Source organism: Pseudomonas sp. PAMC 26793, assembly GCF_000313235.1.
GTDB classification, from domain to species: domain Bacteria; phylum Pseudomonadota; class Gammaproteobacteria; order Pseudomonadales; family Pseudomonadaceae; genus Aquipseudomonas; species Aquipseudomonas yamanorum.
In genome coordinates this window covers 21,950-36,178 of record NZ_AMXG01000004.1, presented here as the reverse complement: position 1 = coordinate 36,178, position 14,229 = coordinate 21,950, and the positions used below count along the sequence as shown (strand labels likewise).

The 14,229-nt window shown below is 61.0% G+C and carries 16 protein-coding genes and 1 pseudogene; 9 read left to right on the top strand and 8 right to left on the bottom strand.

Translation table 11 applies throughout. The annotated features are described in order from the left end of the window. Positions 1-27 precede the first annotated feature (27 nt). Both D109_RS0100345 and D109_RS0100340 read left to right on the top strand, forming a co-directional pair. On the top strand, positions 28-741 hold the full coding sequence (locus D109_RS0100345; RefSeq protein WP_026077675.1) for a murein L,D-transpeptidase catalytic domain family protein: 714 nt from the start codon (positions 28-30) through the stop codon (positions 739-741). An 86-nt stretch (positions 742-827) separates the two neighbouring features. Beyond that, positions 828-1,577 (top strand): creatininase family protein, encoded by a 750-nt coding sequence (locus tag D109_RS0100340; protein ID WP_017475108.1) that lies wholly within the window; start codon positions 828-830, stop codon positions 1,575-1,577. Positions 1,578-1,667: 90 nt separating this feature from the next. Here D109_RS0100340 and D109_RS0100335 read toward each other — a convergent pair whose 3' ends face one another. Together D109_RS0100335 and D109_RS0100330 are read right to left on the bottom strand one after the other, a co-directional pair. Then, positions 1,668-2,009, bottom strand: coding sequence for a hypothetical protein (locus D109_RS0100335; RefSeq protein WP_017475107.1), 342 nt, complete (start codon positions 2,007-2,009; stop codon positions 1,668-1,670). 29 nt (positions 2,010-2,038) lie between these two features. Further along, on the bottom strand, positions 2,039-2,677 hold the full coding sequence (locus D109_RS0100330) for a hypothetical protein (protein WP_026077674.1): 639 nt from the start codon (positions 2,675-2,677) through the stop codon (positions 2,039-2,041). Between the two features lie 143 nt (positions 2,678-2,820). Between D109_RS0100330 and D109_RS0100325 the strand changes: the two genes are divergently transcribed. After that, entirely contained in the window at positions 2,821-3,084 is a 264-nt protein-coding gene (locus D109_RS0100325; RefSeq protein WP_017475105.1) for a hypothetical protein, read from the top strand. A 15-nt stretch (positions 3,085-3,099) separates the two neighbouring features. On the opposite strand, the gene D109_RS0100320 is transcribed toward D109_RS0100325, so the two are convergent. Continuing rightward, positions 3,100-3,831 carry a GntR family transcriptional regulator gene (locus D109_RS0100320; RefSeq protein WP_026077673.1) on the bottom strand — a complete coding sequence of 244 codons (732 nt, stop codon included), beginning with the start codon at positions 3,829-3,831 and terminating at the stop codon, positions 3,100-3,102. Between the two features lie 33 nt (positions 3,832-3,864). Continuing rightward, positions 3,865-4,497, bottom strand: coding sequence for a glutathione transferase (yfcF, locus tag D109_RS0100315; RefSeq protein WP_017475103.1), 633 nt, complete (start codon positions 4,495-4,497; stop codon positions 3,865-3,867). 170 nt (positions 4,498-4,667) lie between these two features. Here yfcF and D109_RS0100310 point away from each other — a divergent pair, with 170 nt between their 5' ends. After that, positions 4,668-6,098 (top strand): hypothetical protein, encoded by a 1,431-nt coding sequence (locus D109_RS0100310; protein ID WP_017475102.1) that lies wholly within the window; start codon positions 4,668-4,670, stop codon positions 6,096-6,098. Here D109_RS0100310 and D109_RS0100305 read toward each other — a convergent pair. Next, the gene (locus D109_RS0100305; RefSeq protein WP_017475101.1) at positions 6,095-6,643 is read right to left on the bottom strand and encodes a DUF924 family protein; all 549 of its coding nucleotides are present in this window, start codon (positions 6,641-6,643) and stop codon (positions 6,095-6,097) included. The two genes, D109_RS0100310 and D109_RS0100305, sit on opposite strands and share 4 nt — an antisense overlap. Before the next feature lie 103 nt (positions 6,644-6,746). Here D109_RS0100305 and D109_RS0100300 point away from each other — a divergent pair, with 103 nt between their 5' ends. Next, entirely contained in the window at positions 6,747-7,805 is a 1,059-nt protein-coding gene (locus D109_RS0100300) for a HoxN/HupN/NixA family nickel/cobalt transporter (protein WP_017475100.1), read from the top strand. A gap of 244 nt (positions 7,806-8,049) precedes the next feature. On the opposite strand, the gene metE is transcribed toward D109_RS0100300, so the two are convergent. After that, on the bottom strand, positions 8,050-10,338 hold the full coding sequence (gene metE, locus D109_RS0100295; protein WP_017475099.1) for a 5-methyltetrahydropteroyltriglutamate--homocysteine S-methyltransferase: 2,289 nt from the start codon (positions 10,336-10,338) through the stop codon (positions 8,050-8,052). A gap of 213 nt (positions 10,339-10,551) precedes the next feature. Between metE and D109_RS1000000134770 the strand changes: the two genes are divergently transcribed. Beyond that, the gene (locus D109_RS1000000134770) at positions 10,552-10,677 is read left to right on the top strand and encodes a hypothetical protein (RefSeq protein WP_017475098.1); all 126 of its coding nucleotides are present in this window, start codon (positions 10,552-10,554) and stop codon (positions 10,675-10,677) included. A 1-nt stretch (position 10,678) separates the two neighbouring features. On the opposite strand, the gene D109_RS0100285 is transcribed toward D109_RS1000000134770, so the two are convergent. Continuing rightward, positions 10,679-11,524 carry a LysR family transcriptional regulator gene (locus D109_RS0100285; RefSeq protein ID WP_026077672.1) on the bottom strand — a complete coding sequence of 282 codons (846 nt, stop codon included), beginning with the start codon at positions 11,522-11,524 and terminating at the stop codon, positions 10,679-10,681. Between the two features lie 120 nt (positions 11,525-11,644). Here D109_RS0100285 and D109_RS1000000132400 point away from each other — a divergent pair. From D109_RS1000000132400 to D109_RS0100270, 3 genes and pseudogenes are all read left to right on the top strand, one after another. After that, positions 11,645-11,824 (top strand): annotated as a pseudogene (locus D109_RS1000000132400) (spermidine/putrescine ABC transporter substrate-binding protein PotF); the annotation flags it as partial. 75 nt (positions 11,825-11,899) lie between these two features. Further along, the gene (locus D109_RS0100275) at positions 11,900-12,292 is read left to right on the top strand and encodes a GFA family protein (protein WP_026077671.1); all 393 of its coding nucleotides are present in this window, start codon (positions 11,900-11,902) and stop codon (positions 12,290-12,292) included. Next, on the top strand, positions 12,285-12,734 hold the full coding sequence (locus tag D109_RS0100270; RefSeq protein WP_017475094.1) for a GNAT family N-acetyltransferase: 450 nt from the start codon (positions 12,285-12,287) through the stop codon (positions 12,732-12,734). Before D109_RS0100275 ends, D109_RS0100270 begins: the two co-directional genes overlap by 8 nt. Before the next feature lie 45 nt (positions 12,735-12,779). On the opposite strand, the gene D109_RS0100265 is transcribed toward D109_RS0100270, so the two are convergent. Further along, entirely contained in the window at positions 12,780-14,099 is a 1,320-nt protein-coding gene (locus D109_RS0100265) for an OprD family porin (RefSeq protein ID WP_017475093.1), read from the bottom strand. Between the last annotated feature and the right edge of the window lie 130 nt (positions 14,100-14,229).

The window sequence follows — 14,229 nt, the reverse complement described above, 5'->3', positions numbered from 1 at the left end:
CCCATCCACGGCGGAGATGCTTTATACATGCGGACCTTTTGCTGCCGACTTGGCCTGATCATCTCGACCTTTGCCTCGCTGAGCACCGTTGCGCTCGCAGACACGGGTAAACCTCATACTCTGTATAGCAGCCTCGCCCACGCCGCTCCAGAACTCAACCCCGACGTATTGAAAAGAGCCTTGAGCGCCATGCAGTGTGCGGTGGGCAATGGCATCGAACAGTCCGACCGGCTGGCCGTTATCGACTATTCCCAACCTTCGACCGCTCGTCGTCTATGGATCTTCGACCTGCGCAAGAAGACATTAGTGCTGCGGGATTTGGTGGCCCACGGACAAAAATCCGGGGAAAACTTCGCCACCCAGTTCTCCAACCGCGAAGGCAGCTACCAGTCCAGCATCGGCTTGTTCCGCACCCAGGAGAGCTACGAAGGCGCCCATGGCTACTCGTTGCGCATGGACGGCCTGGAGCCCGGCTTCAATGACCGTGCGCGGGACCGCGCCATCGTGATTCATGCCGCCGACTACGTAAGCCCCTTGTGGAGCAAGCGCGAGGGCCGCATCGGCCGCAGCCAGGGCTGCCCGGCCGTGCGCCCGCAAGTGGCGCGCCAGGTGGTGGATAAACTCAAGGACGGCCAGTTCATGTTTTCCTGGTACCCAGACCAGCGCTGGCTGAAGTCATCGGCGTATCTCAACTGCAAGCCGCGCCAGATGGCGAGTGCCGGTACCGTCAAAGGCGGTTGATGGGCTGGCCGTTGCCGTGCACCATGCGGCACACGCCACCAGGAACTCCACCGTGTTCCTGGGCTTGATGAGAGAGAGAACCTGAGATGCTTTTACATCAATCCACCTGGATCGAGATTGGCCAGTTTCTGGAACGCAGCCGCAGCATCGTGATTCCCATCGGCTCCAACGAGCAACACGGCCCCACCGGCCTGCTGGGCACCGACTGGATGTGCCCGGAAATCATCGCCCATGAAGCGCAAAAAAATGCCGACATCCTGATCGGCCCGACCTTCAATATCGGCATGGCGCAACACCACCTGGGTTTCCCCGGTACCATTTCCCTGCGCCCTTCGACCTTTATCGCGGCGATTGGTGATTGGGTGCGTTCGTTGGCGGGTCATGGCTTCGAGAAAATCCTGTTCCTCAACGGCCACGGCGGCAACATCGCCTCGATCGAAGCGGCGTTCTCCGAGCTGTACGCCGAAGCCAGCTTCAGCGGGCGTCCGTCAGGCTATGCGCTGAAACTGTGCAACTGGTGGGACCTGGAAGGCGTGAACGAGCTGGCGCACCAACAGTTCCCGGTGGGCCATGGCAGCCATGCCACGCCGTCGGAGATCGCCGTGACCCAATGGGCCTACCCGGACTCGATCAAGTCGGCTGACTACTCGCCGCAAATCGCCAACACCGGCCCGATCCGCGAAGCTCGCGACTTCCGCGCGCGTTTCCCGGATGGGCGCATGGGTTCGGACCCGGCACTGGCCACCCCGCAAAAAGGCGGTGAGTTGGTGGCGCTGGCGGCCAAGGGGTTGGTGAAGGCTGTCGAGACGTTCAGCAGCGAGCCAAAGCCGAGCTGAATCATTCGCTCAATGCAATGAAGATCAACTGTGGGGGCTCGACAGCTCCCACATTAGATCCCCGCCAGCCGACAGACCGGCGCCAGTCGATTACAGGCAATCCTGCGCCGCATGCTCGAACCGCGATGGCTTGAACGCCGACGCCAACGGTTTGCGCTCATACAAGAACACCTTGCCGCCGTCCTGCGCCTTGTAGACCTCCAGGATGTTGTCCGCAGCGATCTTGCTGGTCACCACGATCCGCGCATGCCGAGAGTTCTGCGTGACCGTGGAGGTCATGCCGTTCTTCTCGAACTTGGGCACTACGCACTCAACATACGCATCGGGAGACTTGCTGGTTTGCAGCGTCAGGGTCGGTGCGTTGGGGGCAGACGCGCAGCCCGTCATCAATAAAGAAGCAGAAGCCATCGCTGGCACTAACAACAAGCGCATAGAAATTCCTGAAAAATAAACGAAGTGGGCTAACCGGCAGCGACCAACGCCTTGAGCGAGGCATCGAACTGCTTTAATGCATTCAACTGAACGTCGCGCTGCTGCCCAATCTGTGCAGCGATCTGGGGCGCCGTTTTGTCATGTACCCATACAGAAGGCAAGTGCAATTGCGCCGAACCCTCGGCTTTGTCGATGTACTGCAAGTCAAGGTCATAGAATTTGGCGACAAATCGCGCCTCGACCAAGTCGTTCCGCTGGGTCAGCAACTGGTTGTAGGTGTCGAGCATCACCACCACATCCGGGTGCGCCTGTAACAGCGTATCCAGGTTGTCGTAACGGGTGACGGAGGCAAAGGTGTGCCGCAACGATGCCATCAGCCAGTCAATCGCCAGGTCCGGGTCGGAGCTGTCGACGAAGGCCTGGCGAATCCGCTCGTCCAACTGATCCTTGGCTCCATTGACTGCCATGGTGTGGTAACGCGCCAGGTACTGCAGGTTGTCGAGGGTATTGTCGCTGTAGAGCACGCCGACCGTTTGCGAATGCTGCAAACTCATCGGGCTGGCGACGATTGGCGCCAGGTGGCTGGCTTGAAGCCCCCCGGCCGACGCAGCGCCAACCATTGTGCTCATCAGCAGCGCCACCAGGGCCAATCCGGTAAAAGTCCTCATCGCAGGGTCCTTGCACATCAGGTTCAATGATGGCAATTGTCCTCCTTTTTCAGAAAAACAGAACTCGCAATACTTGATGGTGACTATTATCTAGAGCAATAGTGTCGTGCAGGCCGCCTCACACAAAATGATAAGGAACGCCTATGAAGCCCCACCAGAAAACCTTCGATCGCATCCGTGAAGCCGTGCTGCCGGAATTTCGCGACCGGGTTGCCGATTACCTGGTCGATTATGAGGAAGTGCTGCTGGATGACGCCGCAGAACCCGAGCTGGTCTACGCCATCGCCCAGCAACTGCGTGGCTACTTGCGCGGTTTGAACACCACCCGGGTGCTGGGCATGGCCGACTGGGAAGACCTTGACCGCCGGGTGGTGCAAGCCTGGCTGGTGCTACTGAAAGCCGAATAGCACCGCGCTATCGGTTCAGCGAATATCCACGCGGTAACGGAAATGCTCGGCGTGGCCACGGCCGCGTCGCAACTCCAGAGGTTGGCCAGCGTAATCCCGGGCCAGCCGCTCGATCACCATCACCGGGCTGCCCACCGGCACCTGCAGCCAGCGGGCCCACACGTCATCGATGGACTCGGCGGTGAGGGCTTCCTCGGCAGATGCCACGACTTGCCCGCAGACTTCTTCGTAGGTCGGGTACAACAGCAAGCCCTGCCGGGTCAGGTCCACGTCCAGCAGCGCCTGGAACCGCTCGCGCGGCAGCCAGATTTCCTCTGCCAGCACTGGCCCCGTGTCCAGCACGTGCACCCGCACAATACAAATCACCGGCGCATCCGACGCCAACCCCAGCACCTCGCTCACCGACAACGGCGCCTTCACCGGCTTGACCGACAGGATCCGGCTCTGGGGCAGCTGGCATTCGCCACCCGGGCCCTGGAAGCGGAAACACCGGAACAACGACGACTGAAACTTCGGACGACGCACAAACGTGCCCCGGCCTTGTTGACGCTCCAGAATGCCTTCCCCCACCAACGCCTCAATCGCTTTACGCACGGTGCCGGTAGACAACTGGTACTGGGTGGACAGCACCGCTTCAGGAGGAATAGCCGCACCGGCACGCCAGTGATTATTGGCAATCTGCTCAATCAGATGATCCCGAAAACGCTGATACAACGGCAGGCGGGAGTCACTCGACAGTCTATTCATGGATCAGGATTCACTTAGTAATTGAGGAGGTGACTACAGCGACGGTCGTGCCTGCTTGACCCATTCCTGGACCGAAGGCCGTTGCCATTGGTGCTGGGCATACGCCACCAGGTTGGCGGGCACGCTGTCGCCGTTGAGGATCAGCCGGTTGAGCATCACGGCCAGGTCCACGTCGGCAATCGACCACTCGCCGAACAGGTAGTCGCGGCCGTCGGCCAACAGCGCCTGTGCCGCGTTGATCAGCTTGTGGGCCGCCGCTTGCGCTGCCGACGACAATGGTTCGCCCTTGAGCCCGTAGAACACCACCAAGGTCGAGCGCTCCTGCCGAATCGGCATCAAGTCACTGCGCAACCACGCCTGCACCTGCCGCGCCCTCGCCCGCTGGCGGGGCTCAGCCGGGTACACCGGTGCCTGCGAGAACACGTCCTCCAGGTACTCGGTAATCGCCGACGACTCCGACAACGCAAACTCACCCTGTACCAGGGTCGGCACGCGCCCGGTCAGCGACAAGTGCGTGAACACTTCGGTCTGGTTCTCGGCCGTGTCGAGGTTCAGGGGGATCAGTTCAAATTCAAGGCCTTTTTCCCGCAGGGTCACGAACGCCGACATCGCGTAGGGACTGGTGAAGTGGGCGTCAACGTACAGGCTCAGCGGGGGATGGTTCACGGCGACATCTCCTTGGTGGGAGCAACACACTACGAGATCGCGCCGTGCAAATAAAATGCGCGGTTTTTATGGGGGCATTCCTGGCTGGAATACCATCGATAATGGCAATACTATGGCCCCTTGCACCCCACCCGTAACGCCCCGAAAACAGATCAAGGAACGATCAACAGATGAAACAAGCGGTAGTCGTCATCCACGGAATCGGCGAGCAGCGCCCGATGGACACCCTGCGCGGCTTCGTGGAAGCCGTGATCCCGGCGAACACCCCTGAAGCGACACCGTTCTACTGGAGCAAACCCGACCGGTTTTCCCGCAACTTCGACTTGCGCGTGTTGAAGTCGGCGGGCCGTAACTCCACCGACTTCTATGAGTACTACTGGGCCCACAAGATGCAGGGCACCAAGGTCGGCCACCTGCTCAGTTGGCTATGGGACATTTTCAAGCGCCCGCGCCGGGATATTCCCACGGCCATCGTGCCGATCTGGCGCGCCACCCGTTGGACCTTGCTGGCCATGCTTGTGCTGCTGGTCAGCGGCACCCTGGCGACGCTGTATGGCCGGTTTCCCCACAGCGACAACCCCTTTGCCCTGATCCCGGTGCTGCTGGTGGTGATCGGCCTGGCCCTGAAGTACTCGGCGCTGTCGTACCTCGGCGACGCCGCCCGCTACCTGAGCCCCAACCCGCAGAACGTGGTGGTGCGCGAACAGATCCGCGCCGATGGTGTTGACCTGCTGCGCGCCCTGCACGACAAGGGTGATTACGACCGCATCATCGTCGTCGGCCACAGCCTGGGCAGCGTGATTGCCTACGACATCGTCGGTTACCTGTGGCATGAACATCACGACCAGGTGCACCCCAACAACCCGGAACTCGCCGCCCGCTACGCCAACCACGAGCGACTGCAGCCGGTGGTGCAGGACACGCTGCCGAAGGCCGGGAACGCCCTCGACGGCCGCCTTCAAAGCCTCCTCAGGTTTCGCGAGCAGCAGGCCGAAGCCTTTATCGAACAACGCAACCTCGGCAACCCGTGGCGCATCACCGACCTGGTCACCCTCGGCAGCCCGATGGCCCACGCCAGCCTGTTGCTGGGCCGCAGCGTGAGCGACTTTAAGCGCCGCATCGAACGCCGCGAAGCCCCCGCGTGCCCACCGACGCTCGACGAAAAGGGCTACGGCTACAGCGGCCGGCTTCCGTTCACGGTGGGCGGTCGCCCATTTTCACCCCTGTACCTGCACCATGCCGCGGCCTTCGCCGTGACCCGCTGGACCAACCTCTACTTCCCCGCGCCCCTGGGCCTGTTTGGCGACATCGTCGGCGGCCCGGTCAGCCCAGTGATGGGCCCCGGGGTGCTGGACCTGCCGGTCACCGTGGGCAAATGGAAAGGCTGGCTCGCCAAGTCCTGGCTCAGCCACACCCACTACTGGAGCGAACGCGGCGGCGCCAAGGGCTACCTCAATAACCTGACCACCGATGACGCGGCAATTACCCAAGGCGAACGTCCGTCGGCGACTGAAGCGTTGCGTTGGGCGATTGACCTCAAGGGTGTGCGGCGTTTTCGCCAGACAGGCGTCAGAGACGCAGTGGCCGAACCAGAGTCCTAGCCCGAAAAGCCACCGTCCTCCAGGAACGCCCGCTCCTCTTCTGTCGTGACCCTGGCCAACACCTCATTACGATGGGGAAAGCGCCCGAACCGCTCGATGATGCGGGCATGCTCCTTGGCCCAGCGATAGGTATTGGCATCAAGGTCCTTGTTCAGGGCCAGCGACCGCTGTTGATCCTCGGAGTCTTCAGAATGCTCGAAGGGCAAATAGCAAAACGCCCGCAACGGGGTTTCGATCAAGGTGTCCATCCCCGCCTCGACCATCTGCCGCGCATACAGACGCGCCAGCGGGTCGGTGGCGAACATATGCGCCGTGCCCCGGAAGGTATTGCGCGGGAACTGGTCCAGCAGCAACAGCAACGCCAGCGCGCCTTCCGGCGTTCGCATCCAACTCTCCAGTTCGCGGCGGGCCGCCTGCAAATGCGCGGAGTAGAAAGCCTCGCGAAAACGCCGGTCAAACCCTTCATCCTTGGCAAACCAGAGCTTGGGCCCCGCCTCCTTCCAGAATTCAATAACCGCCAGCGCTCCATTCTCGATCGTCGTCACCGTCCTCTCCTCAATAAGCCCACAGGTTTCATCATCGCCTTAAACAAAACCTTTAAAGTTCCGGAATATGTCTGAATGTTTCCACTGTACAAAGGTACCGTTGATGATCCTACGCCTTGCCCAGGCTTTCAGTGACTCCAACACCCAGGTTCGCGCCAAGCTGTTTGGCATCTACGGGCTGTTGATCGGCATTAACGTGGCCGCCTGGATCTGGGCGCTGGTGGCGTTCCATGAGCATCCGGTGCTGCTGGGCACCGCGTTGCTGGCCTACGGCTTCGGGCTGCGGCATGCGGTGGATGCCGACCATATCGCCGCCATCGACAACGTAACCCGCAAGCTGATGCAGGAAAAGAAACGCCCGGTGGCGGTCGGTTTCTTTTTCTCCCTCGGGCATTCTTCGGTGGTGGTGCTGGCATCCATTGGCGTCGCGTTTGCGGCGTCGACCATGCAAGAGCGGTTTGAAGGGTTCAAGGCCATTGGCGGGGTGATCGGCACGTCGGTCTCGGCCGCGTTCCTGTTGGTTATCGCCTTGATGAACCTGGTGATCCTGCACGCGATCTACAAGGCCTGGCGCCATGTGCGCCAGGGCGGCGCGTATGTGGAGGATGACTTCGACCTGTTGCTGGCGGACCGGGGGTTCATGGCGCGGATTTTCCGCCCGGTGTTTCGCCTGATCAGCCGCAGTTGGCACATGTACCCGTTGGGTTTCCTGTTCGGCCTGGGGTTTGATACGGCCACCGAGATCGGCCTGCTGGGGATTTCCGCGACACAGGCCTCTCAAGGGCTGTCGCCGTGGGCGATCATGGTGTTCCCGCTGCTGTTCAGCGCCGGCATGTCCTTGGTGGACACCCTCGACGGGCACTTGATGCTGGGGGCGTATGGCTGGGCGTACATGAAGCCGATCCGCAAGATCTACTACAACATGACCATCACCCTGGTGTCGGTGGTGGTTGCGGTGGTGATCGGCAGCATTGAAGCGCTGGGGTTGATGGGTGACCAGCTGGATTTGAAGGGATCGTTCTGGGGCTTTATCGGTGCGTTGAACGACAGCTTCGGGATGCTGGGCTACCTGATCATCGGGATCTTCGTTGCCAGTTGGGCGATCTCGGTGATGCTGTATCGCCTCAAGGGCTTTGACCGGATTGAGGTGAATGCGGGTTGACCGTGGGACATTTGGGCTTGTTATGGCGAGGGAGCTTGCTGTGGCGAGGGAGCTTGCTCCCGCTGGGCCGCGAAGCGGCCCCAATAAAGCAATCGAGATCCACCTGAAAGAACACCGTGGCTTTTTGGGGCTGCTTCGCAGCCCAGCGGGAGCAAGCTCCCTCGCCACAGCAAGCTCCCTCGCCACAGCAAGCCCGCTCCCACATTTTTGATCTCCACCCGGCGTGTGATCCCGGGTGTTTGGATCAGGCCAGTTCGGCTCGCAGTTGACGCGCCGCAGTCACCATGTGAATCAGCGCCGCTTCAGTCTCCGGCCAGCCACGGGTTTTCAAACCGCAATCCGGGTTGACCCACAGGCGCTCCGCCGGGATGCGTCTGGCCGCCTTGCGCAGCAGGTTGGCCATTTCCGAGGCATCCGGTACCCGTGGCGAGTGGATGTCGTACACCCCAGGACCAATGTCGTTCGGGTAGGCGAAGGCTTCGAACGCCTCCAGCAGTTCCATGTCCGAGCGCGAAGTTTCGATGGTGATCACGTCGGCATCCATGGCCGCGATGGACTCGATCACATCGTTGAACTCGCTGTAGCACATGTGGGTGTGGATCTGGGTTTCATCACGCACGCCGGAGGCGCACAGGCGGAAGACTTCGGTGGCCCAGTCCAGGTATTCCTTCCACTGCGCCCGGCGCAACGGCAAGCCTTCGCGGAACGCGGCTTCGTCGATCTGTACGATCTTGATCCCGGCGGCTTCCAGGTCCACCACTTCGTCACGAATCGCCAGGGCCAGTTGCCGCGCCTGTTCTTCGCGGCTTACATCTTCCCGGGGGAACGACCACATCAGCATGGTCACCGGGCCGGTCAGCATGCCCTTCATCACCTTGTTGGTCAGGCCTTGGGCGTAGCGGATCCACTCCACGGTCATGGCTTTCGGGCGGCTCAGGTCACCGAAAATCACCGCCGGTTTCACGCAACGGGAACCGTAGCTCTGTACCCAGCCAAAACGGGTGAACACGTAGCCGTCGAGTTGCTCGGCGAAGTATTCGACCATGTCGTTGCGTTCGGCCTCACCGTGCACCAGTACGTCCAGGCCAAGGTTTTCCTGCACTTCCACCGCGTGACGGATCTCGCTGTGCATGGCTTCGACGTATTCGGCTTCGCTCAACTTGCCGGCCTTGTACGACTGGCGGGCCAGGCGGATCGAGGCGGTTTGCGGGAACGAACCGATGGTGGTGGTCGGGAACAACGGCAGGTTGAGGCCGGCCCGTTGTTTTTCGATCCGCTGGGAAAACAGCGAGCGGCGCTGGCTGTCCTTGGCGGTAATCGCCGCCACCCGGGCTTGGACCGCTGGCTTATGGATACGTGGGGAAGCGGCGCGGGCAGCTTGCACGGCGCGGCTTTCAGCCAGGGCGGCGACCACGTTTGGCGCTTCAGGTTGGTTCACGGCCTGCGCCAGCACCGCCACTTCTTCGCACTTCTGCACGGCAAACGCCAGCCAGCTTTTCAGCTCGGCATCCAGCTTGTCTTCACGGCCCAGGTCTACCGGGCTGTGCAGCAACGAGCAGGACGGCGCCACCCACAGGCGATCACCCAGACGCTCATGAGCATGCTGCAAGGTGGCCAGGGCCTTTTCCAGGTCGCAGCGCCACACGTTACGGCCGTTGACCACGCCCAGGGACAGCACCTTATACGCCGGCAGGCGATCAAGGATCGTCGGGTACTGATCCGGTGCACGCACCAGGTCGATGTGCAGGCCGTCCACCGGCAGGTTGGCAGCCAGGCCGAGGTTCTCTTCCAGGCCGCCAAAGTAGGTGGCCACCAGCTTCTTCAGCGGGTCACGCTGGATCAGGTTGTAGGCACGCTCAAAGGCATTTTTCCACTCCTGCGGCAGGTCCAGCACCAGGATCGGCTCGTCGATCTGTACCCACTCCACGCCCAGGTCCGCCAGGCGCTGGAAGATCTGGCCGTACAACGGCAGCAGGCGGTCCAGCAGGTCGAGCTTGTCGAAATCGCCACCCTTGGCCTTGCCCAGCCACAGGTAAGTCAGCGGGCCGATGACCACCGGCTTGACGGTGTGGCCAAGGTCACGGGCTTCCTTGACCTCGTCGAACAGTTGATCCCAACCCAGCTGGAACTGCTGGTCGGCGCTGAACTCAGGCACCAGGTAGTGATAGTTGGTGTCGAACCACTTGGTCATTTCCTGGGCGTGGGCGCCGCCGCAGCAGCTGTCGCTGACGCCACGGGCCATGCCGAACAGGGTGTGCAGGGTGGCTTTGCCATCGGCCGGGCGGAAACGCTCAGGGATCACGCCGAACATCAGAGAGTGAGTCAGCACCTGGTCGTACCAGGCGAAGTCACCGGCGGGCAGCAACTCGATGCCGGCCTTCTTTTGCAGGTCCCAGTGCGTCTTGCGCAACTCACGACCTACAGCGCGCAGGCCGGCTTCGTCGAGTTCACCCTTCCAAAACGCTTCCTGCGCTTTTTTCAGTTCACGATCGCGACCAATGCGCGGGAATCCAAGGGAATGGGCAACAGCCATGACGTAAAGCTCCAATGTGTGTGTATGGGAGCTATTGTCGGGATCGGCGGATAGTGAGACAAACTCATTTTATTCCAGATGATCACAAGTTCTACTCATGATACTCGGGCGTTCCTTCGGTTTTGCTTATCACTGAAATAGCCAGCAGCGTCTGTTTTGGTGCGCGATGGCTACCCATACTTTTGCTTCCCGAACACCCAAGGAAGTCCTCACATGGAACCCCATCGAAGTCAGCCCGTAACCGCCCTGCTCGTTCACCTCGCCGCGTTGGGCGTGGCCATCCTCGGCATCAGTAGCCTGGCCCTGCTGATGGCCTGGGCCGGGCGCCTGATGTTCTAGTTCAATCGGCGGGAATATCGGCGCTCAAGGTGCGGATCAGCGCCTGCGCCTGAGTGTCCCGCTGCGCCGTATACAGCACCACTTCACGACTGGGCAGCGGCGGCAGGTCGAAACGCTGCTCCACGTCGACGCAGCCACCAGGCGCCATCCGCCCCACCATCGCGCCGATGCCAATCCCCGCCACCACCGCAGCACCAATCGCCAGAATCCCGCTGCCCACGAACGCCTCTTCCCAGGCGAGGTTCTGTTCGGCCAGCGCCGCCATCACCATGCTGCGCATGCCGCAGGGTTCCGGCTGGATCGCCAGGGGCAACGCCCCGCCCTGGCGTAATTCGAAGTCATGGGAAGCCATCCAGCCAAAGCGTTCGACGCCCACCACTTCGCCGTCCTGGCGACGGTTGTCATGCCGCAGGATCATCGCCACATCCAGCTTGCCCTGCTCGTAGTTCATCAACATGTCACGCGAGGTGCCGAGGCTGAACGCCACGATCACGTCCGGGTCGGTGGTCGCCAAACGCCGCAGCCACAGGCTGAGATCGGCGCCGACAATGTGGTGGCTGACGCCCACGCGCAAGGTGCGTTTCTGCGGGCCAAAACAGTTCATCGCCTCCTGGTAGTTGTCCAGCAAACGGCGCGCGCTGGCCAAAAACATCTGCCCATGGGCCGACAACGTGACCCGTCTCGGCGTGCGCTCCAGCAGCTTGCGGCCAAGGCTTTCTTCGAGGCGTTTTATCTTCAGGCTGATAGCCGCCTGGGTGCCGCCGATGGCATCGGCAGCGCGGGTAAAGCTCTTGAGTTCGGCGACCAGGACGAACGCCTGGATGGCGTCGATATCGGGCATTTTCATGGATGGGCTGGCGATAGAGAGTCAAGACGTGACGTTAGCATGCCGCGCCTGCTGACCAAACCACTGCATGATCAGCACAGAGCCTGGGTGTGACGCCGCCGATGGCTGCAAACACAATGCATACACCCCGCCAACCCCAACAGCGCGGCGGATGAGTTTGTGACTCCCGAGGTAGAGCAGGACCTGGCAATCTACCCGTCGAAAAACGTTATGGACAAGCTGTTCATCGTCGAAGACCTGCCGCCGACGATTGCGCGGTTGGCCACTCGGTTGTGGACCCAGTTGAAGACCAACACGTGATACCGAAAACCGGACTTGCTCAAGGCTCATGGGAGAGCGGTATAGTCACTCCATTGAGCTTGGGATTGAATCAACATGGAAGGACTTCACCAGGGTAGCTGCCTGTGCGGCGCGGTCAGCTACCGAGTATCAACACCGCTGAAAGCCGTGACACATTGCCACTGCAAAAAATGCCAGAAGAGTCATGGCGCCGCATTCGCGACATACGCGAGTGCTCCGAAATCGTCGGTGCACATCGAGTCTTCGCTGCAAACGCTCAAGGCTTACGAATCGTCCGAGGGTGTGTTTCGTGAGTTTTGTTCACGCTGCGGCTCGTCGCTGTTCTGGTCCGATACCAATGGTGTCTACCCGGACTGGATTTCGATAGCGATCGTCACACTCGATACGCCGTTCTTGCCCGGCAAGCAGAAGCATTCCTGTGTTGACTCCAAGGTCGCTTGGCTGGATCTGGAGAATCGCAGTGGCTGAATCAGAGGACGGTTTGTCGATACGCGCCATCTCGGTATTGCCCGAACAAATCCAGGTAATGGAAACAGAGGCGGTAGCTGAAGGGTTCAGATTTCTAACGCGCCTGATTGCAGAGTGGCACAGCGGCGCCAACCGTTTCGACCAGCCAGGCGAATGTCTTCTGGGCGTTTTCAATAGCGGGCAATTGATCGCCGTTGGCGGTTTATCCCGTGACCCTTACGCCGGGCCCGACGTTGGCAGGCTGCGCCGGGTGTACGTCGCACGGGCTTCGAGGGAACGGCATGTAGGCAAGGCGTTGGTGGGCCAACTGCTGGAACGCGCTGCGCAGCAGTTCCGTGTTGTGCGCCTGTCTACCGACACCCACGAGGGCGCCGCCTTTTATCTGCGCTGCGGTTTTGAGCCGATACAGGATGAGCATGCAACGCATATAAAGTCGCTATGAACGCACCAGCCCTCACCGCAAGGGCTGGTGCATTGACTTCAGGATTTACATCAACGGAATCGAGTAGTTCACAAACACCCGGTTCTGGTCCTGATCCCGTGCCACGTCGCTGCGGGACATGCCGTTGCGCCAGCCGAACCCGACGTTCTTGAACGTGCCGCTCTGCACCACATAATCCAGCGAAATATCCCGCTCCCACTCGCTGCCGTCGTTGCCGCTGGTGGTGAGGATATGGTCGCCCTTGAGGTACATCACCGAGGCCTTCAAGCCGGGTACGCCCAGCGCCGCAAAGTCGTAGGCGTACTGGGCAAAAGCGGTACGCTCACCGGCCTGGATGAAGGTCTGGATGGTTCGGTCGGTGTACAGGTACAGACTCGGGCCCGCCTCGCCTTTGCCCACCAGGCCGCCCTGGTTGAGTTGGGCGAAGTTGCTGTCGTCGGACACGCGTTGGTAGCCCGCCGTGATTGCATGGGGCCCCAGGGAATAGATGAACGCGGCGCTCCAGGTGTCGTTATCGATCTCCCCGGTTCCACCCTTGGTATAGCCGCCAAACTTGTAGCCATCGGCACGCCCGGCGGCACTTGCGTTCTTGCCGTCGGAGGTGGTCTTGAAGTAACGCAAGTCGGTTTTCAGCGAGCCGTAGTCGCCCATGGGCAATACGTGCACCAGGCCGGCGAAGTGCTGTTGGTAATAGTCTTCAAGGTTGGCGTAGTAGTACTGCACCAAGAGGTTCTTGGTCAGGTTGTAGTCGGCGCCGCCGTAGGTAAACTTGTTGCTTTCCTGGGTCGCGCCGGCTACCGCCAGGCCGCTGGCGTCGCTGGAACCGCGGCCCGTCGTATGCTCAAGCTGGCCGCCAATCAGGGTCAGGTTGTCGATGTCGTTGCTGGTGACTTGGCCGCCTTCAAACGACTGCGGCAACAGCCGGCCGTCGTTGCTCACCAGGATCGGCAGGTTCGGGCGCAAGTAGCCGTAGCGCAGTTCGGTCTTGGCAAAGCGCGCCTTCGCGGTCACGCCGCCACGGGTCCAATCGTCGGCGGCCTTGCCATCATCGGTGGGGATCATCGAGCTGCCGACATGCTTCGCCGCGCTGCTGTCGAGGGTCACGCCGAGCATGCCGATGGCGTCCAGGCCAAAGCCGAGGGTGCCGTCGGTGAAGCCCGACTGGTAGTTGAGGATGAACGCCTGGCCCCACTCTTCGGTCTTCGACGGTGCAGCGGCGCCGTCGCGGTTGTCGTTGTTGAAGTAGAAGTTACGCATGCTCAAGTTGGCTTTGCTGTCCCCCAGGAAATCAGCAGAAGCCAAGGGGCTCAGGGCCATGCCCAGGCCGCCGGTCAATACGCTTAATACATGTAGTGTGGCTTTCATCAGGACGAACTCCGGCGCGCAATCACTGTTGCGGGCGCATAAAAAAGGCAGCAGGAAGCACTCGGCCAAACTTCGGTTGGCCGGTGCGTTAACAACTGTTCAGAAGTGCTTGGGTATTAAGTTGGGCGAG